Source organism: Streptomyces sp. NPDC005803, assembly GCF_040630435.1.
In the GTDB taxonomy this organism is placed as follows: Bacteria; Actinomycetota; Actinomycetes; order Streptomycetales; family Streptomycetaceae; genus Streptomyces.
Genome location: NZ_JBEXXO010000032.1, coordinates 1 through 20,822 on the forward strand (window position 1 = coordinate 1; position 20,822 = coordinate 20,822).

At 70.7% G+C, this 20,822-nt stretch carries 17 protein-coding genes; 9 read left to right on the forward strand and 8 right to left on the reverse strand.

Annotated elements, in window-relative coordinates:
• Nucleotides 1–232 precede the first annotated feature (232 nt).
• Genes ABZ454_RS33050 through ABZ454_RS33070 form a run of 5 tightly spaced genes read right to left on the reverse strand, consistent with a single transcriptional unit; the run spans nucleotide 233 to nucleotide 5,708 of the window.
• A complete protein-coding gene (locus ABZ454_RS33050; RefSeq protein WP_359543330.1) occupies nucleotides 233–1,543 on the reverse strand; it encodes a DUF58 domain-containing protein in 1,311 nt (436 codons plus the stop codon).
• An 11-nt stretch (nucleotides 1,544–1,554) separates the two neighbouring features.
• The gene (locus ABZ454_RS33055) at nucleotides 1,555–2,565 is read right to left on the reverse strand and encodes a MoxR family ATPase (RefSeq protein WP_359543298.1); all 1,011 of its coding nucleotides are present in this window, start codon (nucleotides 2,563–2,565) and stop codon (nucleotides 1,555–1,557) included.
• The gene (locus tag ABZ454_RS33060) at nucleotides 2,562–3,803 is read right to left on the reverse strand and encodes a DUF4350 domain-containing protein (protein ID WP_359543299.1); all 1,242 of its coding nucleotides are present in this window, start codon (nucleotides 3,801–3,803) and stop codon (nucleotides 2,562–2,564) included. The genes ABZ454_RS33055 and ABZ454_RS33060 overlap by 4 nt, the downstream gene beginning before the upstream one ends.
• On the reverse strand, nucleotides 3,800–4,489 hold the full coding sequence (locus ABZ454_RS33065) for a DUF4129 domain-containing protein (RefSeq protein ID WP_359543300.1): 690 nt from the start codon (nucleotides 4,487–4,489) through the stop codon (nucleotides 3,800–3,802). Before ABZ454_RS33065 ends, ABZ454_RS33060 begins: the two co-directional genes overlap by 4 nt.
• Nucleotides 4,490–4,493: 4 nt before the next feature.
• Nucleotides 4,494–5,708, reverse strand: coding sequence for a hypothetical protein (locus tag ABZ454_RS33070; RefSeq protein ID WP_359543301.1), 1,215 nt, complete (start codon nucleotides 5,706–5,708; stop codon nucleotides 4,494–4,496).
• Between the two features lie 140 nt (nucleotides 5,709–5,848).
• Here ABZ454_RS33070 and mtnA point away from each other — a divergent pair, with 140 nt between their 5' ends.
• The 7 genes from mtnA to ABZ454_RS33105 all read left to right on the forward strand — a co-directional run bounded on the left by mtnA (nucleotide 5,849) and on the right by ABZ454_RS33105 (nucleotide 14,354).
• The gene (gene mtnA, locus ABZ454_RS33075) at nucleotides 5,849–6,994 is read left to right on the forward strand and encodes an S-methyl-5-thioribose-1-phosphate isomerase (RefSeq protein ID WP_356321509.1); all 1,146 of its coding nucleotides are present in this window, start codon (nucleotides 5,849–5,851) and stop codon (nucleotides 6,992–6,994) included.
• A 4-nt stretch (nucleotides 6,995–6,998) separates the two neighbouring features.
• On the forward strand, nucleotides 6,999–7,688 hold the full coding sequence (gene mtrA, locus ABZ454_RS33080; RefSeq protein WP_005316841.1) for a two-component system response regulator MtrA: 690 nt from the start codon (nucleotides 6,999–7,001) through the stop codon (nucleotides 7,686–7,688).
• Between the two features lies 1 nt (nucleotide 7,689).
• On the forward strand, nucleotides 7,690–9,714 hold the full coding sequence (gene mtrB / locus ABZ454_RS33085) for an MtrAB system histidine kinase MtrB (protein WP_359543302.1): 2,025 nt from the start codon (nucleotides 7,690–7,692) through the stop codon (nucleotides 9,712–9,714).
• A gap of 85 nt (nucleotides 9,715–9,799) precedes the next feature.
• Nucleotides 9,800–11,569, forward strand: coding sequence for an LpqB family beta-propeller domain-containing protein (locus ABZ454_RS33090; protein WP_359543331.1), 1,770 nt, complete (start codon nucleotides 9,800–9,802; stop codon nucleotides 11,567–11,569).
• Nucleotides 11,570–11,679: 110 nt separating this feature from the next.
• Nucleotides 11,680–12,408, forward strand: a complete 729-nt coding sequence (locus ABZ454_RS33095; protein WP_359543303.1) for a ComF family protein — start codon at nucleotides 11,680–11,682, stop codon at nucleotides 12,406–12,408.
• Between the two features lie 320 nt (nucleotides 12,409–12,728).
• A complete protein-coding gene (raiA, locus tag ABZ454_RS33100) occupies nucleotides 12,729–13,418 on the forward strand; it encodes a ribosome-associated translation inhibitor RaiA (RefSeq protein WP_356321515.1) in 690 nt (229 codons plus the stop codon).
• A 183-nt stretch (nucleotides 13,419–13,601) separates the two neighbouring features.
• On the forward strand, nucleotides 13,602–14,354 hold the full coding sequence (locus tag ABZ454_RS33105; RefSeq protein ID WP_359543304.1) for a response regulator transcription factor: 753 nt from the start codon (nucleotides 13,602–13,604) through the stop codon (nucleotides 14,352–14,354).
• A gap of 34 nt (nucleotides 14,355–14,388) precedes the next feature.
• On the opposite strand, the gene ABZ454_RS33110 is transcribed toward ABZ454_RS33105, so the two are convergent.
• The gene (locus ABZ454_RS33110; protein ID WP_359543305.1) at nucleotides 14,389–15,564 is read right to left on the reverse strand and encodes a crosslink repair DNA glycosylase YcaQ family protein; all 1,176 of its coding nucleotides are present in this window, start codon (nucleotides 15,562–15,564) and stop codon (nucleotides 14,389–14,391) included.
• Nucleotides 15,565–15,654: 90 nt separating this feature from the next.
• Entirely contained in the window at nucleotides 15,655–16,245 is a 591-nt protein-coding gene (locus ABZ454_RS33115) for a GNAT family N-acetyltransferase (protein ID WP_359543306.1), read from the reverse strand.
• Between the two features lie 240 nt (nucleotides 16,246–16,485).
• Here ABZ454_RS33115 and secA point away from each other — a divergent pair, with 240 nt between their 5' ends.
• Complete coding sequence (gene secA / locus ABZ454_RS33120; RefSeq protein WP_356321524.1) at nucleotides 16,486–19,299, forward strand: preprotein translocase subunit SecA; 2,814 nt, start codon at nucleotides 16,486–16,488, stop codon at nucleotides 19,297–19,299.
• A gap of 211 nt (nucleotides 19,300–19,510) precedes the next feature.
• Here secA and ABZ454_RS33125 read toward each other — a convergent pair whose 3' ends face one another.
• Nucleotides 19,511–19,930, reverse strand: a complete 420-nt coding sequence (locus ABZ454_RS33125; RefSeq protein WP_356321526.1) for an Rv3235 family protein — start codon at nucleotides 19,928–19,930, stop codon at nucleotides 19,511–19,513.
• Between the two features lie 291 nt (nucleotides 19,931–20,221).
• Between ABZ454_RS33125 and ABZ454_RS33130 the strand changes: the two genes are divergently transcribed.
• Complete coding sequence (locus ABZ454_RS33130; RefSeq protein WP_356321528.1) at nucleotides 20,222–20,728, forward strand: hypothetical protein; 507 nt, start codon at nucleotides 20,222–20,224, stop codon at nucleotides 20,726–20,728.
• The last annotated feature ends 94 nt before the right edge of the window (nucleotides 20,729–20,822 follow it).

The window sequence follows — 20,822 nt, forward strand, 5'->3', positions numbered from 1 at the left end:
GGGACCCTGTGGGAGAGTAGGACGCCGCCGAACTCCTTTTGAACAGTTAAGCCCCGTGCCCTTGTGGCACGGGGCTTTTCTGCGTTCCCGACCAGAACGCATGTGAACCTGGCTGCCGTGCCGCCGAGGGTAAAGGGTCGCCCAGTTACGGCAAGCAGAGCCAGACCCACGGAGGTCGCCGGACACTGAGCTCCCGCGCCCCGGGGCCCCCTGTGGGGATTGTCCGGGGGCGCTAGAGTCGGCCGGCTGCCTTGAGAGCCAAGTAGGCGTCCGCCAGGGCCGGCGCGAGGTGGTCCGGGGTGGCGTCCACCACGACGACGCCGTGACGCTGGAGTTGTTCCGCGGTTCGACGCCGTTCCGCCTGAGCCTGGGCCCCGGCAGCCGCCTCGTAGATCGCGTCCACTGTGCCCCTCGCGCCCGCCATGTCCTCGACGTGCGGGTCACGCACGGCTGCCAGGAGCACGGTATGGCGCTGAGTGAGTCGCGGAAGCACGGACAGCAGACCCTCTTCCAAGGGGGCTGCGTCAAGGCTGGTCAGAAGCACGATCAAGGAGCGCCGAGGTGCGTGCGTCAACGCGGCAACGCTCAGACCGCGGGCGTCGGTCTCCACCAGTTCCGGCTCCAACGGTGCCATGGCGTCGACCATGGCCGACAGGACGTCGCCGGCCGCCCGGCCCCGGACCTGGGCGCGTACCCGACGGTCGTAGGCGAGAAGGTCCACGCGATCACCGGCGCGGGTGGCGAGAGCGGTGAGAAGCAGTGTGGCGTCCATCGACGCGTCGAGCCGGGGGACATCACCGACCCGGCCTGCCGACGTACGGCCCGTGTCGAGGACGATGAGAATGTGACGGTCGCGTTCGGGGCGCCAGGTCCTCAGGGCGACGGCGGACTGGCGGGCAGTGGCCCGCCAGTCGATCGAGCGTGTGTCGTCGCCGGGGACGTAGGTGCGCAGGCTGTCGAATTCCGTGCCCTCGCCCCGCGTGAGGACGCTGGTGCGGCCATCGAGTTCGCGCAGCCTGGCCAGACGGGACGGCAGGTGCTTGCGACTCGTGAACGGCGGCAGTACGCGCACCTTCCAAGGGACGCGGTGACTGCCCTGGCGTGCTGCGAGTCCCAGCGGCCCGAAGGAGCGGACGGTGACCCGCTCGGCCTGGCGGTCGCCGCGGCGGGTGGGGCGCAGAAACGTGGTGACACGGCGGCGCTCACCAGGCGGGACATCCAGTCTGTGCCGAGACGCCGTCTGATCCGTGCCGGGGTCCCAGCTGCTGGGAGGCCATGCGTCACGGAGGTGTGCCCGCAAGCGGCGGCGGGAAGGATTGACTACGGTGAGTTGCACCGCGGCGCTCTCGCCGAGTCGAACGGTTGTATCACCGGATCGAGTGAACTGAAGCGGACGCACTGGCGCTGCCAGGGCATAGTCGCACAGAATTGCTAGAGAGAGCGGGGCGTTGACCGCGAGCATGCCTGCCCAGCTCGGAGCAAGGATGCCTACGGGGAGTGACGCCAGGGCGGCGATCAGGGCGGTGCGTCCGGTAAGGGCCACCATTCACCGCCTCAACGGGGTACGGGGACGTGGGCGAGAACTGCGGTGATGACGGAGTCCGGGGTGACTCCCTCCATCTCCGCCTCGGGCCGCAGCTGGATGCGGTGGCGGAGTGTCGGGAGCGCGAGGGCCTTCACGTCGTCGGGGGTGACGTAGTCGCGGCCCGTCAGCCAGGCCCAGGCCCGGGCAGTGGAGAGCAGAGCAGTGGCACCTCGGGGCGAGACTCCGAGGGAGAGCGAGGGGGAATCACGCGTGGCACGACAGATATCCACGACATAGCCGGCGATCTCGGGGGAGACCGTGGTGCTGGCGACAGCGGAGCGGGCGGCCTCCAGGTCGGCGGGCCCGGCGACCGGGCGTATGCCCGCCTGCCGCAAGTCGCGAGGATTGAAGCCGTCGGCATGGCGGGTCAGGACATTGATCTCGTCGTCCCGGGACGGCAGCGGGACCGTCAGCTTGAGCAGGAACCGGTCCAACTGGGCTTCAGGGAGGGGATAGGTGCCCTCGTATTCCACCGGGTTCTGTGTAGCTGCCACGAGGAAGGGATCCGGCAGGGGGCGGGGGGTGCCGTCGACAGTGACCTGGCGTTCTTCCATTGCCTCCAGGAGGGAGGACTGGGTCTTGGGAGGGGTGCGGTTGATCTCGTCGGCGAGCAGCAGGTTGGTGAACACCGGCCCCGGCTGGAAGGAGAACTCGGCGGTGCGGGCGTCGTAGACGAGTGACCCGGTGACATCGCTGGGCATCAAGTCGGGGGTGAACTGGACGCGTTTGGTGTCCAGGTCCAGTGAGGCTGCGAGGGCCCTGACCAAGAGGGTCTTGGCCACGCCGGGGACGCCTTCGAGCAGCACGTGGCCGCGGCACAGCAGTGCGACCACGAGCCCGGTGACCGCCGGGTCCTGGCCGACCACCGCCTTGGCGATCTCGGAGCGCAGCGCTTCCAGGGAGGCGCGGGCCGCGGCATCGCTGCTGACGGCCCCGGTTGTCCCGGCGGTCGCGGTGGGGATGGGGGGCGGGGCGCTCATGAGGTACGGACCTCTCTTTCGAGGGTGTCGAGGTGGTCAGCCAGAAGGACGAGACCTGCGTCGTCGGAGGGGGCGGAACCGAAGAGCAGCTCATGAAGGCCGGTGTCGTGAGCACTTCGGCGGACGGACACGGCGGCCAGGAGCGCCGCGGGAGAGTGGGCGTCGCGCGGGGAGACGCCGACGAGAGAAGCGATGCGGCTACGAGTGGCGTGGCGCAGGGAGGCGGCGGCCCGGTCGCGGGCGTTGGCCTTGCGCTGGAGACGGGCACGGCCCTCGGTGGATTCGGAGGCGCGGATGGCCACGGGCAGCTGTTCGGCTACCACAGGGCCCAGACGCCGTGCCCGCCAGATGGCGGCGAGTACGGCGGCGAGGGCCAGTTGCAAGGTCCCCCAGAGCCAGCCCGACGGGATCAGATCGATGAAGCTGCGTTCGTTCTCCGCCCTGTCACCATCCGCCCTGTCGCCATCCGCACTGTCGTCACCCGTGCGGTCGCTGCCTGCGGCGGAGGGGTCACTGAGGGAGGGGAGGTACCAGACCAGATGCGGTCGGGAGCCGAGGAGTTGAAGAGCCAGGGAGGCGTTGCCTTCGTTGTCCAGACGGTCGTTGTGGAGGAGGTCGGGGGATCCGAGCAGGACGGTGTCACCCGATGCCGACTGCCCCAGCAGCAATACGGAGGGAAGACCGTCGGCCGGGTAGCAGGCGACGGCGTCGAGACCGTCCGATGTGTAGCGGAAGCCTCCGGTCTCGGCCTCGCCGGCCTGGCGCGCGGCGGGCAGAAGGCACTGGGGAGCGCGGGGGGAGACCGGTGCGGAGGGTCTCGCGCGGACACCGGGGACCAGGGCGCCCACCGAGGGCGGACCGGCGGCGACGAGTACGGTCCGGCCGCCCGTATCGGTGAGGGCCGAGCGGAGCACGCCTTGTTGAGTTGGCGTCAGGAGGTTGGGGGCGGCGACGAGCAGTGTGGTGTCGGGTCCTGCTGCGGACGTGGCGGCCTGGAGGGTGGTGACGACGCGGACGGAGACGCCCCGGTCCTTGAGGAGTTCGGCGACGGCCCGGCTGCCGTACCGGTCTGCGGAGCGGGGGTCGAGCCGGCCGTGCTGGTCTCCGGAGCGGGTGGCCGCCAGGGCGACCCCTGCGGCGACGAGCACGAGGAGGGCCAGCAGCAGTCCGCGAGCGCGGATCCAGACCTGACGCGGAGTGAGAGAAGCGGAGGTGGAGGCTGCGGTGGCCGCGGTCATTCGGCGGCCCCCGGGAGGGTGCCGGACAGCTGCGGTGTGGCGGCTTCGAGGTCGAGGTCCAGGGCCAGGACGGTCAGATACGTCTCCTGGTCGGCAGAGCGGCCGCCGTATGTGACGTCGTCGAACGCCCGGGCTGCCGCCCGGAGCCGCGTGGCCTGCGCGGGAAGGGTGCGGCCCGCTTCCGTGGCGGCTTCATCGGCGGTGCGCCCGGGGCGGACGTCGAGCAGAGCGCGCTCCTCCAGGGAGCGGACGATGGCGCGCATCCGCTCCTGGACCGCTTCGCTCCAGCGGCCGGCGGCCGCGTGGGCCTCGGCGGCGGCGCGGTGTTCCCCCGTGCCGAGGGGCCCGCTCCCGAAGAGGGCGTCCGCTGCTCGTAGGGGGCGTTGCGGGGTGCCCAGGCGCCACAGGAGGGCGGTGATCAGGACGATGACGATCACTACGAGCACTACCAGTCCGACGGATCCGCCCGGGGCGGCGTCGGAGGCGGTCGAGAGGAGGTCGCCGATCCAGGTCCACACATGGTCCAGAGCGCGCTGGAGAGGGTTCGGGTCGTTCTCGTGGTACATCGGTCGGGACAGTTCGTGCCGCGCGGCTTCGCGGGCGGGCACCCGTGGGGTGTCCACGGGTATCTCGCCGCTCGCCCGGACCAGTAGTTCTGCTGCCGCTGTGCCACCCGCCCCCGACACGGTGTCAGCTCCTGTCGTCGTAGCCGGGCAGACCGGCTGCCCTGGCGAGATCGAGGTCGAGTGCTTCCCGCCGGATGCGCTGGTCCACGTAGAGAAGGGCCATGACACCGGCGGACAGCGGATAGGTGATCGTCGCGATGACGACGTCGCCGATGGCGGAGACGATCAGGAACGGCCAGCCGAAACTGGTGGCTCCGTCCGTGAGGAAAGCGCTCAGGCCGCCGTCGTCCACCGCCATCGCGATGATGCCGAACGGGATGCCGATCACCAGCGTCACGATGAGTGTCAGCAGCCAGGTGAGCGCGAGGACGCCGAAGGTCCGCCACCAGGCGCCGCGGACCAGCTTGGCGGAGCGTCGCATCGATGCGGCGATCGACTGCCGTTCCAGCATCAGTGCCGGGGAGGCGAGGCAGAAACGGACCATGAGCCAGAGGAACACTCCCCCTGCGGCGAGCAGTCCGATGAAGGCGAGGCCGACACCCGCGGTGTCGCCGATCAGGAAGCCCGGGAGGATTCCCGCGGTCATGATGGCTGCGGCCATGACGGCCAGCAGGAGGGTCAGGCCCACGAGCGGGAGCAGCCGGGGCTTGGCCTCGGCCCAGGCGTCGGAGAGGGTGACGGGGCGGCCCAGCACCGAGCGGCTGATCACCACGGTCAGTACCGCGGTGGTGAATATCGTCGCGAGCATCGAGATGAGCAGGGGCGGGGCGCTGTTGAGCAGGCTGGAGCGGAGCGAGTCGGTGGCCTGACGCAGGGCCTCCGAGCCGGTGGCGTTCCGGTCGATCGAGGGGGGCTCCGGCAGCAGGTACCGCTGCACGAGCAGGATGGCGACCTGGGCGACCACGGAAACGGCGAGGGTGAGGCCGAGGACCGTGCGCCAGTGCGCGCGCATGGTCGAGACGGCACCGTCCAGGATCTCGCCGACACCCAGCGGGCGGAGGGGGATGACGCCGGGTTTGGCCGCCGCGGGCGGGCGTCCCCAGCCCGGGCCCTGCGGGGGGACGCCCCAGCCGGGGTAGGGAGGCGGCGTGCCGGGGCCGGGTGTGGATCCGCTCGGCGGGGACCACTGCGGGGACCACTGCCCTGCGGGCGGCTGCGTGGAAGACCGGTTCCCCGCGGGTCCGCTGTCGTCGACGGGCTCGGAAGGCCGGGGGACGCCTGCCTCCTGATCGCCGGAGGGGGCAGATCCGGGCGAGGCCCAGCCCGGAGTGTCGTTCATTCTCGCTCCTTCACGGTCCTGTCCGCGCATCGGGGCGTCAGGTTGGCAGCCATCGTGCCACGCGTTGCACCCGTCCGGGCCTGGCGTTGTATCTCCTGCGTTCCTTCCTGCACGGGCGTCCCACGGGGCAGACTGGACGGATGGCTGATCAGGACGCGCAATCGCCGGTGGGCAGCGAGCCCGCCGCGCTTCCCGTACTTCGCTGGGACGAGCCCCCGGAAGGCCCGGTGCTGGTGCTGCTCGACCAGACGAAGCTGCCGGCGGAGGAGGCTGAACTGGCGTGTACCGACGTTCCCGCACTGGTTGAGGCGATCCGCACACTGGCGGTGCGCGGGGCGCCGCTGCTGGGCATCGCGGGGGCCTACGGGGTGGCTCTCGCCGCCACGCGGGGCTATGACGTGGCGGAGGCCGCGGGCATGCTGGAGCAGGCGCGGCCCACCGCGGTGAACCTCGGATACGGGGTCCGGCGTGCCGCCGGGGCGTACTGGGCGGCCGTCGACAAGGGGGCCGGCCCGGAGCGAGCGGCGGCGGTGGCGCTGGACGAGGCCCGGGCGCTCCATCGGGAAGATGCCGTGGCCAGCGGGCACATGGCCCGGTTCGGGCTCGCTCTCCTGAACGAGTTGCTTCCCGGCGGTGGTCACCGGCTGCTGACCCACTGCAACACCGGGGCGCTCGTCTCCGGGGGCGAGGGGACCGCGTTCGCGGTGGCGCTGGGCGCGCACCGGGTGGGCCGGCTCAGGCGGCTGTGGGTGGACGAGACCCGCCCGCTCCTGCAGGGCGCCCGGCTGACCGCGTACGAGGCGGCGCGCAACGGCATGCCGTACAGCCTGCTCACGGACAACGCCGCCGGGTCACTGTTCGCCGCGGGGGAGGTGGACGCGGTGCTCATCGGGGCGGACCGCATCGCGGCGGACGGATCGGTGGCCAACAAGGTGGGGAGCTATCCGCTGGCGGTGCTCGCGAAGTATCACCACGTACCGTTCATCGTGGTGGCACCGACCACGACCGTCGATCTGGGCACCGCGGACGGTGCTTCCATCACGGTGGAGCAGCGGTCGGCACGGGAAGTGACCGAGCTCACATCTCCGCAGCTGGGGGCTGACGGGAGAGGAATCGGTGGAGTGCCCGTGGCGCCGGTGGGAACCTCGGCGTACAACCCCGCCTTCGACATCACACCGCCGGAGCTGGTCACGGCGATCGTCACGGAAGAGGGCGTAATCTCCCCCGTCACAGGAGTGGGACTGGCAGCGCTGTGTGCCAGATCATCGCAGGTAACGATTAGCTAATGGGATGATGTCGTTTATGAAGGGACGCGTCCTTGTCGTCGACGACGACACCGCACTGGCCGAGATGCTCGGGATTGTGCTGCGTGGTGAGGGGTTCGAGCCGTCGTTCGTAGCGGACGGCGACAAGGCACTTGCTGCATTTCGTGAGGCAAAGCCGGACCTGGTTCTGCTGGATCTCATGCTGCCCGGTAGGGACGGCATCGAGGTCTGCAGGTTGATCAGGGCCGAGTCCGGTGTGCCGATCGTCATGCTCACTGCCAAGAGCGACACGGTTGACGTGGTGGTGGGCCTGGAGTCCGGGGCCGACGACTACATCGTCAAGCCGTTCAAACCTAAGGAGTTGGTTGCCCGGATCAGGGCACGTTTGCGCAGGTCCGAGGAGCCGGCCCCCGAACAGCTGACCATCGGGGACCTGGTCATAGACGTGGCCGGTCACTCGGTGAAGCGGGACGGTCAGTCCATCGCGCTGACCCCGTTGGAGTTCGACCTGCTGGTCGCACTCGCCCGTAAGCCGTGGCAGGTCTTCACCCGTGAGGTGCTCCTCGAGCAGGTCTGGGGCTACCGTCACGCCGCTGACACCCGTCTGGTGAACGTGCACGTGCAGCGGCTCCGCTCCAAGGTCGAGAAGGACCCGGAGCGGCCGGAGATCGTCGTTACCGTCCGAGGTGTCGGTTACAAGGCCGGACCGAGCTGACATGTCCCTGGGTAGCACTGCTCCGAAGCCCGGGGAGCCGGGAGTCCGTGCGGAGCGGGCTGCCGGTTCAGGGCACACGTCGTCTCCGGTCGGGCGTTTCCTGCAGGGCGGCCGGTTGTTCCAGGACCGGGCGCCCGGCGGGCCGGTGCCGCGACTGCTGATGCGTTGGGTGAGGCGTCCGCTGCTGCCTGCCGTACGGCTGTGGCGGCGCAACCTCCAGTTGCGGGTCGTGGCGGGCACGCTGCTGATGTCACTCGGTGTGGTGCTGCTGCTCGGCCTCGTCGTGATCGGGCAGGTGCGCAACGGCCTGCTGGACGCGAAGGGCAAGGCTGCCCAGACACAGGCCGCCGGTGGGTTCGTGGCCGCCCAGGAGAAGGCGAACGCCCCGCTCGCCGCCGGTGGGCAGGGCGGTGACGCGGCCGACGGCACGACGGCCAACAACTCCTGGCGGACCGAGCTCGTCGACCAGCTCGCCAGTGGCGGGAAGAACGCGTTCAACGTGGTGGCGCTCAGCGCCGACGAAGGGTCCCGTGCGCCCCGTGGCTCGGGCAGCGTCGAGGCGGCGAGCATTCCGCAGAAGCTGCGTGAGTCGGTGAACAAGGGCCCGGGCGCGTATCAGACGTACTCCCGGATCAAGTACGCGAACGGACAGGAGTCGCAGCCCGGTCTCGTCGTGGGCAAGCGGCTCTACGACATCGACCGCAATCCGTACCAGCTCTACTACGTCTTCCCGCTGACGCAGGAGGAGAAGTCCCTGACGCTGGTCAAGGGCACGCTGGCGACCGCGGGTCTGTTCGTGGTGGTGCTGCTCGGGGCCATCGCGTGGTTCGTGGTGCGCCAGGTCGTCACCCCCGTACGTATGGCGGCGGGCATCGCCGAACGGCTCTCGGCCGGGCGGCTCCAGGAGCGGATGAAAGTCACCGGCGAGGACGACATCGCCCGGCTGGGTGAGGCCTTCAACAAGATGGCGCAGAACCTCCAGCTGAAGATCCAGCAGCTGGAGGAGCTCTCCCGCATGCAGCGCCGCTTCGTCTCGGACGTCTCGCACGAGCTGCGGACGCCTCTGACGACGGTGCGGATGGCCGCCGATGTCATCCACGAGGCACGCGTCGACTTCGATCCGGTCACGGCGCGTTCCGCGGAACTGCTCGGGGACCAGCTCGACCGGTTCGAATCGCTGTTGTCCGATCTGCTGGAGATCAGCCGGTTCGACGCGGGCGCCGCGGCGCTGGAGGCGGAGCCGATAGACCTGCGGCAGGTAGTGCGGCGGGTGATCGGTGGCGCCGAGCCGCTGGCCGAGCGCAAGGGCACCCGGATCAGGGTCGTCGGCGACGAGCAGCCGGTGATCGCCGAGGCCGATGCGCGCCGGGTCGAAAGGGTCCTGCGCAACCTGGTCGTCAACGCCGTCGAGCACGGCGAGGGCCGCGATGTCGTGGTGCGGATGGGGGTGGCCGGCGGAGCGGTCGCCGTGGCCGTCCGGGACTACGGCGTCGGGCTGAAGCCCGGCGAGGCGACCCGGGTGTTCAACCGCTTCTGGAGGGCCGACCCGGCCCGGGCCAGGACGACCGGAGGCACCGGACTGGGGCTGTCCATCGCCGTCGAGGACGCACGGCTGCACGGCGGCTGGCTGCAGGCCTGGGGCGAGCCCGGTGGGGGTTCGCAGTTCCGGCTGACGCTGCCGCGTACGGCGGACGAACCGCTGCGCGGTTCGCCGATACCCCTGGAGCCCGAGGACTCGCGGCGCAACCGCGCGAACCGGGAGCGGGCCGCCTCCGCTCCCGCCCAGGGCAGCGAGCACCGCCTGATGGCGGTGCCCTCGCAGGCGGGCGGCACGGACCGGGCAGCACTGTCCGTACCGGCCCGCGCCCCCATGCCGGCCCGGACCGCACCGGTCTCGGTGCATCCGGCGGCCCTCCCGGGCAACGGCGCGCGGGTGGTGCCGCGTCCCGCCGGGGAGCGGCCGGACCGTCACGACGACTCTCCGGGGCAGGATCCGGGGCGGGAGGACACGACTCGTGGGCACTGACCGTCGTCAGGGCGGCCGTGGACGTGCGGTGGGGGCGACCGTGCTGCTCGGATGCGGCGCCGTGCTGCTGTCCGCGTGCGGCTCGATGCCCGTCACGGGGGACGTCAAGGCCGTGGACGCCTCGCAGCCCGGTGACTCGCAGGTGCAGGTCTACGCGGTCGCACCGCGTGACGGCGCCACACCGAACGAGGTGGTCGACGGCTTCCTCGAGTCGATGACCAGTGACGACTCCGATTTCCGGACGACGCGCCAGTACCTCACGAAGGAGGCGTCGAGCAGCTGGAAGCCGGGCGCGCTCACCACGGTGCTGGCCAAGGCGCCGAACCGGAGCGACCGGCCGGTCCACGAGAGCGACCGCAGCACCGACGAGGTCAGCTACACCCTGACCGGCGAGAAGGTGGCGACGGTCGACGACCAGAACGCCTACCAGCCGCTCGCCCCGACGGACTACACCCGCACCCTTCACCTGGTGCGGCAGAACGGCCCGGACGGCAAGGAATGGCGCATCGACATCGTGCCGGACGGCCTGGTTCTGGGGCAGTCCGACTTCAAGCGGCTCTACCGGTCCGTCAACAAGTTCTACTTCGCCACCGGGCGGACGGAGGCTCAGTCCACGCTGGTCGCCGACCCCGTCTACATCCGCAACCGGACCGATCCGGCCACGGGCATGGACACCGTGACGCAGGCCGTCCGCAGCCTCCTGAGGGGGCCGACCGACTGGCTGCGGCCCGTGGTCGCCTCCCGCTTCCCCGCGGGTACCGGACTGCGCAAGGGCGTCACGTCCCTGACCCCCGACGACCGCAACGTGCTGAAGGTCCCGCTCGACAAGAAGGCGGACGGGGCCGGGCAGCGCTCCTGCCGGATGATGGCGTCCCAAGTGCTCTTCACCCTCCGGGATCTGACGTCCGCTCGTGTCGAGCAGGTGGAGCTGCAGCGTTCCGACGGCTCCGCGCTGTGTGTGCTGGGCGCGGACCAGGCCGAGGAGTACGCGCCCGACGGGTCGTCGGGCGGCCCTGACAGCCAGTACTTCGTCGATGCCAAGGGGCACGTGGAGCGCATCCCGGGAAGTACCCGGGGCAGTGGTGAGCCGGAGCCGGTGGCCGGTCCGTTCGGCAGCGGTGCGCTGCGGGTGAGCGCGGTCGGCGTGGCCCGGGACGAGCAGTCGGCGGCAGCGCTCTCGCAGCGCAAGGACGCGCTCTACGTGGCCTCCATCGCCGCGGACGGCGAGCTTCCCGCCCCGGCGGTGACCAGCGGGGCCGCGAAGGTCGAGGACCGCCTGACGGCACCCAGCTGGGACAGCCGGGGCGACCTCTGGGTCGCCGACCGCGACCCCGGCAACTCGCGGCTGCTGCGGCTGGCCGGGGGTACGGGCAAGCCGCAGGAGGTCACCGTGCCGAGCCTGGACGGCAGCCGGATCTCGGCACTGCGCCTGTCCTCGGACGGGGTGCGCATCGCCCTGCTGCTGACGCGGGACGACCGGACGACGTTGAAGATCGGCCGGATCGAGAGGCAGGGCCGGCAGGGCAAGGAGCAGGTCTCCGTGGTGGACCTGCGGCAGGCCGCACCGCAACTGGCCGATGTGACCGCGATGTCGTGGTCGGGCGGCAGCCGTCTCGTGGTGGTGGGCAAGGAAGAGGGCGGGGTGCAGCAGGTCCGCTATGCGCAGGCGGACGGTTCGACGCCGTCCTCGGGCGTGCTGCCCGGAGTCAACCAGGTACGGGCCATCGCGGCGGCGGACGACGAACAGCTGCCGTTGATGGCGGACACGGTCGGGGACGGGATAGTGAAGCTACTGCCCGGTGACAACTGGCAGACGGTGCTGAAGGAAGGTTCGGAGCTGGTCTACCCGGGCTGACGCCCGCAGACGGGCCGCCCGGCCAGGCCATGGCCCCTGGTCGCCGGGCCGTCGCCCGGCCGTTGTCCACAGGGGTGGCCCGGCTGTCCCGGCGGGGGCACAGTGGAGCCATGCGCGGGTGGTGGCGGGAGATCGCCGGACTGGTCCTGCCGGTGGACTGCGGGGGGTGCGGCAGGACGCGGACCGAGCTGTGCGAGGAGTGCGCCGCACAGCTGTACGGGGGCGCGCCGCGCCGGGTGAGACCCGATCCCGAGCCCACCGGTCTGCCCGTGGTGCATGCGGCCGCCGGCTACGAGCACGCGGTACGCGCGGTGCTGCTGGCCCACAAGGAGCGCGGGGCACTCCGCCTCGCGGGGGCCGTCGGCAGGGCGCTGGCGGGTGCTGTGAGGGCCGGGGCGGGGGTGTCGCCCGGCGAGGGACCGCTGCTGCTCGTGCCCGTGCCGTCGGCGCGGCGTGCCGTTGCCGCGCGCGGGCACGATCCGGCACGCCGGATCGCCCTGGCGGCCGCGGCCCAACTGCGGCGCTCGGGCACGTCCGCCCGGGTGGCCGCCGTGCTGCGGCAGCGGCGTCCGGTGGCCGATCAGTCGGGGCTCGGAGCCCGGGAGCGCCGGGCGAACCTGGCGGGCGCCCTGGGAGTGGTGGCCGGGGGTGGGCGGCTGCTTGCCGCCGGAAGGGTGGTGTTGGTCGACGACCTGTTGACGACCGGAGCCTCGTTGGCCGAAGCGGCACGGGCGATCGACGGGGCCGGTGGGTGGGGGAGCAGCGGTTCAGGGCTGCGCCACGCGGCCGTCGTGGCAGCTTCTCCCTCCGCCTTCGAAATAAACCGGAACCGGAACTGAACTTGCATCGTTGCAGGTGGTGAGGGGGTAAAAAGACCTGAACGGAGGTACGCGCGAGTAGCGGGTGCCGACATCCGTCCTGGCAGGCTATGTTCGGTTGTGAGGAATGGTGAATGCCAGGCCTCGACGAATGCACCCCCAGGTTTCGGGCAGGCGACCCACTGAGTTCGGAAACCAGGAATTCGGTGGGGTGGATACCTCGCCGACGGGGGAGGAGGAGGTGGAAGTCACCGAGTCCGCGGCTCCGGCGATCACCGGAGCCTGGTGCAAAAGGGAGATGCTCCGCCGCCGAGCGGAGCGATCCGGGAACGGAGTTCTGCGTGGACATCGTCGTCAAGGGCCGCAAGACCGAGGTGCCCGAGCGGTTCCGCAAGCACGTGGCCGAGAAGCTGAAGCTGGACAAGATCCAGAAGTTCGACGGCAAGGTGATCAGCCTCGACGTGGAGGTGTCCAAGGAGCCGAACCCTCGTCAGGCGGACCGCTGCGACCGGGTGGAGATCACGCTCCGCTCGCGTGGGCCGGTCATCAGGGCAGAAGCGGCCGCAGGCGACCCGTACGCAGCGCTGGACCTGGCCACAGGCAAGCTCGAGGCGCGGCTGCGCAAGCAGCACGACAAGCGCTACAGCCGCCGTGGCACGGGTCGCATCCCCGCTGCGGAGGTCGGGGAAATGGTGCCGGACGCGGCGTCGTTCAACGGCGACGGCGAGTTGATCGCCGAGGAGACGTCACAGACCGTGCCCACCACCAGGATCGGCCCGCTCGAGGTACAGGGCGAAGGACCGCTGGTGATGCGCGAGAAGACGCACGTGGCGGCGCCCATGTCGCTCGACCAGGCCCTCTACGAGATGGAACTGGTCGGTCACGACTTCTATCTGTTCGTCGACTCCGAGACGAAGGAGCCCAGTGTCGTCTACCGGCGGCATGCCTACGACTACGGTGTCATCCATCTGAGGACCGACCCCCTGGCCGCCGATGAGGCGGGCGGTGCGGGCGGCGCACTCGGCGGCTGACGCCACCCCTTCGTGGTGCCCCTGGAGCGCCTGTGCGCCCCCAGGGGCACCCGCGTGCGACCACAGGATCACCGCTCTGACGTCCAGGCATGAAATCATGGCGGCCCAAGCCAATCGGTGCTCTGTGAACTGCCGTTGGCGGACGTGTGTGAACTCAGGCCGTGGCCTTCAGGGGGAGGAACGATGGCGGACACCTTCGGGCCCGTGCGCGATGCGAATGATGCCGACGACGCCGGTGCGCATACCGGCGCGGACGACGACGGCGGTTCCCGTAAGGAGCCGATCCGGGTCCTCGTGGTCGACGACCACGCGCTGTTCCGCAGAGGCCTGGAGATCGTCCTCGCGCAGGAGGAGGACATCCAGGTCGTCGGTGAGGCGGGCGACGGGGCGGAGGCGGTCGACAAGGCCGCCGACCTGCTGCCGGACATCGTCCTGATGGACGTGCGCATGCCCAAGCGCGGCGGCATCGAGGCCTGTACCTCCATCAAGGAGGTGGCCCCCAGCACGAAGATCATCATGCTGACGATCAGCGATGAGGAAGCGGATCTCTACGACGCCATCAAGGCGGGAGCCACCGGCTACCTCCTCAAGGAGATCTCCACCGACGAGGTCGCCACCGCGATTCGCGCGGTCGCCGACGGGCAGTCACAGATCAGCCCCTCCATGGCGTCCAAGCTCCTCACCGAGTTCAAGTCGATGATCCAGCGGACCGACGAGCGCCGGCTGGTCCCGGCGCCCCGGCTCACCGAACGGGAGCTGGAGGTCCTCAAACTGGTTGCCACGGGCATGAACAACCGGGATATCGCGAAGGAACTCTTCATTTCCGAGAACACCGTGAAGAACCACGTGCGCAACATTCTGGAGAAGCTCCAGCTGCACTCCCGGATGGAAGCCGTGGTCTACGCCATGCGGGAGAAGATCCTCGAGATCAGGTGACCGGGCGGGCAGGTAAAGCCCGGGGAATGCGCGGTCAGGCCAGCGCGCGGGCGAGTTCCCGGGCGAGCGGCCCGCGCAGCTCGGGTGCGTCCACCCGTTCCAGCCGGACGTCCGTGCAGCCCACCCAGGAAGCGGCTTCCACCAGGGCCTGCGCCATCGGCGCCACGGCTTTCGCGTCCGCCAGGGACACCTGCCGGGCGACCAGGGTCGTGCCCTCGCGGGCCGGATCGACCCGGCCCCGCAGCTTCCCGCCCGCCAGCAGTGGCATGGCGAAGTAGCCGTGGATCCGCTTCGGCTTGGGGACGTAGGCCTCCAGACGGTGGGCGAAGCCGAAGATCCGCTCGGTCCGCGCCCGTTCCCAGACCAGCGAGTCGAACGGCGACAACAGCGTCGTGCGGTGGCGTCCGCGTGGTTCGGTGGCCAGGGCCGCCGGGTCCGCCCAGGCCGGCTTCGCCCAGCCCCGCACCGTCACCGGCACCAGTCCCGAGTCCGCCACCACGGCGTCGAACTGTTCGCCCTTGAGGCGGTGGTAGTCGGCGATGTCCGCGCGGGTGCCGACGCCCAGGGACTGTCCCGCGAGCGCCACCAGTCGCCGCAGGCACTCCGCGTCGTCCAGATCGTCGTGCAGCACGGTGTCGGGCAGGGCGCGCTCCGCGAGGTCGTAGACCCGCTTCCAGCCGCGCCGCTCGGTGCACACCACCTCGCCGTACATCAGGGCCCGTTCGACGGCCACCTTCGAAGCGGACCAGTCCCACCACTCCCCGCCGTTCTTCGCGCCGCCCAGCTCCGTCGCCGTCAGCGGGCCCTCCGCGCGCAACTGCTTGACGACGGTGTCGTAGGCGCCGTCCGGCAGGTCGTGGTGCCACTGCGGGCGCGCGCGGTAGGCGCGGCGGCGGAAGGCGAAGTGCGGCCACTCCTCGACCGGCAGGATGCAGGCGGCGTGCGACCAGTACTCGAAGGCGCGGCCGCCCGACCAGTACGCCTCCTCGACCGTGCGCCGCCCGACCGCGCCCAGGCGCGCGTACGGAATCAGCTCGTGCGAGCGCGCGAGCACCGAGATCGTGTCGAGCTGTACGGCGCCCAGGTGCCGCAGCACGCCGGGCACGCCGGCCCGGCGGTCCGGGGCGCCGAGGAACCCTTGGGCGCGCAGGGCGATCCGGCGGGCCTGGTCGGTGGAGAGTTCGACTGCGGGTGGCTGCACAGACGTCATGCCCCGCACCCTAGAGGGCGGCACTGACATCCCTCCCGCCCCCGTCCCATGGGCGGGAGGCTCCGGGCGCCGGCCAGGACCGGCGCCCGCTCACGGCCCGGCCCGGCCCACGCCCGCCGGGAGGTACGTGTCCGTGCCGGGCAGGCCGAGGTCCGAGGGGAGCAGGGCACCGGTCCACGTATCGCGGCGCACTCCCTTGTTGACCAGCCCCGAGCGCTGGCCGCCCTCCATGCGGAAGCCCGCGCGAAGCGCGACGGCCCGGGAGGGGCGGTTGCCGGCCTCGGCCCGCCACTCCAGCCGGTCCCCGGCGAGCGCGGTGAAGGTCCAGCGGGCGGCGCACAGGACCGCTTCCGTCGTGTAACCGAGACCGCGGTGCTCCCGGGCGGTCCAGAAACCGACCTCGTACGTGCCCGGCCCGGTGCGCCGGTTGATGCCGAGCGCGCCGGCCAGGGCGCCCCCGTCGCGCAGCACCACGGCGAAGTCGTACATGGAGTCGTCCTGCCAGCCGGCGGGCGAGAGCTGCCGGGTGAAGAGCTCGGCGTCGGCGCGGCCGTACGGCGAGGGGACGACCGTCCAGCGCTGGATGTCGGGGTCCTGACAGGCTGCGTGCACCGCGTCCGCGTCGCCCGGGGCGAAGGGGCGCAGCAGCAGGCGGTCGGTGGTGAGAGTGATCGGCTCCATGTCCGGATTCTGGTGAGGGAGCGGCGGCGGAGCGAGTACTTTTCGGGCTTCCCGGCACCTTCGGCGTCCTTCGGCCGTTGACTCGGAAGGGCACTGCGGAGTCAACGCGGTGGCAGCCCTCCCGGCGCGGCGGGGTCCTCGCTTACGATGGCCGTTGCGGTGGGGCCCACCTGCCGTGCCCGCGCCAGAGTCCATAACACGACCCAGTGCCAGGCCCGACCGGCAAGGAGACCAGCCTCAGTGTCCGTCTTCAACAAGCTCATGCGTGCAGGCGAAGGCAAGATCCTGCGCAAACTGCACCGCATCGCGGACCAGGTCAGCTCCATCGAAGAGGACTTCGTCAACCTCTCCGACGCCGAGCTGCGGGCGCTCACCGACGAGTACAAGGAACGGTACGCGGACGGCGAGAGCCTGGACGACCTGCTTCCCGAGGCATTCGCGACCGTCCGTGAGGCCGCCAAGCGGGTCCTCGGACAGCGCCACTACGACGTCCAGATGATGGGCGGCGCAGCCCTGCACCTCGGTTACGTGGCCGAGATGAAGACCGGCGAGGGCAAGACCCTCGTCGGCACCCTGCCCGCGTATCTCAACGCGCTCTCCGGCAAGGGCGTGCACCTGATCACGGTCAACGACTACCTGGCCGAGCGCGACTCGGAGCTGATGGGCCGGGTCCACAAGTTCCTCGGACTGACCGTCGGCTGCATCATCGCCAACATGACTCCGGCCCAGCGCCGCGAGCAGTACGCCTGCGACATCACGTACGGAACGAACAACGAGTTCGGTTTCGACTACCTCCGCGACAACATGGCCTGGTCGCAGGACGAGCTCGTCCAGCGCGGCCACAACTTCGCGATCGTCGACGAGGTCGACTCGATCCTGGTCGACGAGGCCCGTACGCCGCTGATCATCTCCGGCCCGGCCGACCAGGCCACCAAGTGGTACGGCGACTTCGCCAAGCTGGTCACGCGCCTCACCAAGGGTGAGGCGGGCAACCCGCTCAAGGGCATCGAGGAGACCGGCGACTACGAGGTCGACGAGAAGAAGCGGACCGTCGCGATCCATGAGCCCGGTGTGGCGAAGGTCGAGGACTGGCTCGGCATCGACAACCTCTACGAGTCGGTGAACACCCCCCTCGTCGGGTACCTGAACAACGCCATCAAGGCGAAGGAACTCTTCAAGAAGGACAAGGACTACGTCGTCATCGACGGCGAAGTCATGATCGTCGACGAGCACACCGGCCGTATCCTCGCCGGCCGCCGCTACAACGAGGGCATGCACCAGGCGATCGAGGCGAAGGAAGGGGTGGACATCAAGGACGAGAACCAGACGCTCGCCACGATCACCCTGCAGAACTTCTTCCGCCTCTACGGCAAGCTCTCGGGCATGACCGGTACGGCGATGACCGAGGCCGCCGAGTTCCACCAGATCTACAAGCTCGGCGTGGTGCCGATCCCGACCAACCGGCCGATGGTCCGCGCCGACCAGTCCGACCTGATCTACCGCACCGAGGTCGCGAAGTTCGCCGCCGTCGTCGACGACATCGCGGAGAAGCACGAGAAGGGCCAGCCGATCCTGGTCGGCACCACCTCGGTCGAGAAGTCCGAGTACCTCTCGCAGCAGCTGTCCAAGCGCGGTGTCCAGCACGAGGTCCTCAACGCCAAGCAGCACGACCGTGAGGCGACGATCGTCGCCCAGGCCGGCCGCAAGGGCGCGGTCACGGTCGCGACGAACATGGCCGGTCGTGGTACGGACATCAAGCTGGGCGGCAACCCGGACGACCTCGCCGAGGCGGAGCTGCGCCAGCGCGGGCTCGACCCGGTGGAGCACGTCGAGGAGTGGGCGGCCGCGCTGCCGGCCGCCCTGGAGAAGGCCGAGCTGGCCGTGAAGGCGGAGTTCGAGGAGGTCAAGGAGCTCGGCGGGCTGTACGTCCTCGGCACCGAGCGGCACGAGTCGCGCCGGATCGACAACCAGCTGCGCGGTCGTTCCGGCCGTCAGGGCGACCCGGGCGAGTCCCGCTTCTACCTCTCGCTCGGCGACGACCTCATGCGTCTGTTCAAGGCGCAGATGGTCGAGCGCGTCATGTCGATGGCCAACGTGCCGGACGACGTGCCGATCGAGAACAAGATGGTGACGCGGGCGATCGCGTCGGCGCAGTCGCAGGTCGAGCAGCAGAACTTCGAGACGCGTAAGAACGTCCTGAAGTACGACGAGGTGCTCAACCGGCAGCGTGAGGTCATCTACGGTGAGCGCCGCCGGGTTCTGGAGGGTGAGGACCTGCAGGACCAGATCCGCCACTTCATGGACGACACGATCGACGACTACATCCGCCAGGAGACGGCGGAGGGGTTCGCCGAGGAGTGGGACCTGGACCGGCTGTGGGGTGCTTTCAAGCAGCTCTACCCGGTGAAGGTCACGGTCGCCGAGCTGGAGGAGGCCGCCGGGGATCTCGCCGGTGTCACCGCCGAGTTCATCGCCGAGTCCGTCAAGGACGACATCCACGAGCAGTACGACGAGCGTGAGAAGACGCTCGGCTCCGACATCATGCGTGAGCTGGAGCGGCGCGTGGTGCTGTCCGTCCTGGACCGCAAGTGGCGTGAGCACCTCTACGAGATGGACTATCTCCAGGAGGGCATCGGCCTGCGGGCCATGGCGCAGAAGGACCCGCTGGTCGAGTACCAGCGCGAGGGCTTCGACATGTTCAACGCCATGATGGAGGGCATCAAGGAGGAGTCCGTCGGCTACCTGTTCAACCTGGAGGTCCAGGTCGAGCAGCAGGTCGAGGAGGTCCCCGTCCAGGACGCGGCGACGTCGCTGTCCAAGGAGGACGCCGTTCCGGCGGCGCGTCCGGAGATCCGTGCCAAGGGGCTCGACGCTCCGCAGCGTCCGGACCGGCTGCACTTCTCCGCTCCCACGGTCGACGGCGAGGGCGGTGTCGTCGAGGGCGACTTCTCCAACGGTGACGGTGGCGCCGGGCCGGAGTCGGACGGGCTCACGCGGGCCGAGCGGCGCAAGGCGCAGAAGAGCGGTGGCGGTGGGCGTCGCCGCAAGAAGTAGCGCGCGCTGATCGTAGGATGCGGCCGGGGCCGGGCACCGTCAGGTGTCCGGCCCCGGCCGTTGTCCGAGCCCCTGCGCGCGGTGGAGGGGCGCAGGGACGCCCGCTGCGGGCGGTGTCCGTTACCCCTTTCCGTGACCGGGGCCGTCCGCTCCTCTCACGCCGGAGGCCCCGGAAGGGCCCCGGAGGGGCCGGGGCGGCCCGTGGGCGGCGTCAGGGACGGCGTGCCGGGGCGTTGCCCAGTTCGACCGCGGCGCAGCGCCAGCGGAGGTCGGCACCCTGTTCCAGGCGGAAGGCCATGGCGCGGACCTCTTCGCCCGCCGCGATGCTCGCGCAGGCCTCCACGACGCCCGGAGCGGGCTGGGCGCCTCGGCACATGCGGATGACCGGGCGGGCGCCGCGACTCCTGAGCGGGGTGGTGGGGGCCAGTTCGGCGAGCTGGTCGTAGGCCTCCCCGATCGTGTGGCCGAGCATCCAGTGGACGGGGCGCTGGCCGCTGAGTACCGCCAGAAGGCGTTCCGCGAACCATTGGTGCGGCCGGATCCGCCGGGGCGTCCGGCGGCGTTGTGCGGGTACGGCTTCGGGCCTGCGTGCGTCGTGCCGTCCGGATGGCCGGGTCCTGTTCATGCTCATCGCTGTCGCCCCCGTGCTTCAGAGGCCCGGATCAGTACCGGGCGGTAACTTCTGCTGTGGATCTTCTACGGGGACGGCGGAGGCGGCCGCAAGCGTCGGTAGGCCGAGGGAGGAGGGCCCGGCATTTCACCTATCCGGGTGGCCGGGCCGCTGAAGGGGCGGGGCCCGGGGCGGGCCGGGCAGGGTGAGCCCCGGTTGCCGGGTGGACAGGGCGGGGGCCGGAGACGTAACCCCAAAGGGGGACGCCCCACGTATCCTGAGGGCGTTCCGACTACGAAAGCGACCCCAGCCATGCGCGTGTACGTCCCCCTGACCCTCTCCGGGCTCGCAGCGGCGCACCGGGCCGGCGAAGTCGGCCCCGGCCCGCTGACCGCCTACGCGGTGACCCCCGCGCTGCGGGAGTGGTACGTCTCCGACGACATCGAGGAGCTGGAGTACGCGGCGCTCAACCGGGCCGCGTCCGCGTCGCTGCGGATGATCGCCGGGGACCCCGGGGCCGCCCGCCGACGCGTCGTCGTCGCCGTCGACGTGCCGGACGGGGACGCGGTCGCCGACCCGGACCACATCCTGGACGCCTCCTCGCTCGGCGAGGTCACCGTCGCCTCCGCGGTGGCGCTGGCCAAGGCCGCCGCGGTGCACGTCGACTCGGACGAGGCCGACAAGGACGTCACGGCGGCCGCCGCGGCGCTGGGGGCGGCGGACCTCGGTGACGACGACGCCCAGTTCACCGTGGACGGCGCCGAGGACCATGAGCTGCTGTGGTTCGGTATCCAGGAGATCCCGAATCTGATCGGGTGAGCGGCCCGGGAGGACCTGCCGTGGCCCCTTCCGCGAGTGCCCCCGGGGCCTGACGGCCGGCTGGTCCGCCGGGCTGTCCGTCCGGTTGTCAGAG

What these genes read in the sequence shown, in the direction of transcription:
- ABZ454_RS33055 (WP_359543298.1), bottom strand. Translation starts at nt 2,565, where the DNA reads ATGAGCGCCCCGCCCCCCATCCCCACCGCGACCGCCGGGACAACCGGG.
- ABZ454_RS33060 (WP_359543299.1), bottom strand. Translation starts at nt 3,803, where the DNA reads ATGACCGCGGCCACCGCAGCCTCCACCTCCGCTTCTCTCACTCCGCGT.
- ABZ454_RS33070 (WP_359543301.1), bottom strand. Translation starts at nt 5,708, where the DNA reads ATGAACGACACTCCGGGCTGGGCCTCGCCCGGATCTGCCCCCTCCGGC.
- mtnA (WP_356321509.1), top strand. Translation starts at nt 5,849, where the DNA reads ATGGCTGATCAGGACGCGCAATCGCCGGTGGGCAGCGAGCCCGCCGCG.
- mtrA (WP_005316841.1), top strand. Translation starts at nt 6,999, where the DNA reads ATGATGTCGTTTATGAAGGGACGCGTCCTTGTCGTCGACGACGACACC.
- mtrB (WP_359543302.1), top strand. Translation starts at nt 7,690, where the DNA reads ATGTCCCTGGGTAGCACTGCTCCGAAGCCCGGGGAGCCGGGAGTCCGT.
- ABZ454_RS33090 (WP_359543331.1), top strand. Translation starts at nt 9,800, where the DNA reads ATGCCCGTCACGGGGGACGTCAAGGCCGTGGACGCCTCGCAGCCCGGT.
- ABZ454_RS33095 (WP_359543303.1), top strand. Translation starts at nt 11,680, where the DNA reads ATGCGCGGGTGGTGGCGGGAGATCGCCGGACTGGTCCTGCCGGTGGAC.
- ABZ454_RS33105 (WP_359543304.1), top strand. Translation starts at nt 13,602, where the DNA reads ATGGCGGACACCTTCGGGCCCGTGCGCGATGCGAATGATGCCGACGAC.
- ABZ454_RS33110 (WP_359543305.1), bottom strand. Translation starts at nt 15,564, where the DNA reads ATGACGTCTGTGCAGCCACCCGCAGTCGAACTCTCCACCGACCAGGCC.
- ABZ454_RS33115 (WP_359543306.1), bottom strand. Translation starts at nt 16,245, where the DNA reads ATGGAGCCGATCACTCTCACCACCGACCGCCTGCTGCTGCGCCCCTTC.
- ABZ454_RS33125 (WP_356321526.1), bottom strand. Translation starts at nt 19,930, where the DNA reads ATGAGCATGAACAGGACCCGGCCATCCGGACGGCACGACGCACGCAGG.
- ABZ454_RS33130 (WP_356321528.1), top strand. Translation starts at nt 20,222, where the DNA reads ATGCGCGTGTACGTCCCCCTGACCCTCTCCGGGCTCGCAGCGGCGCAC.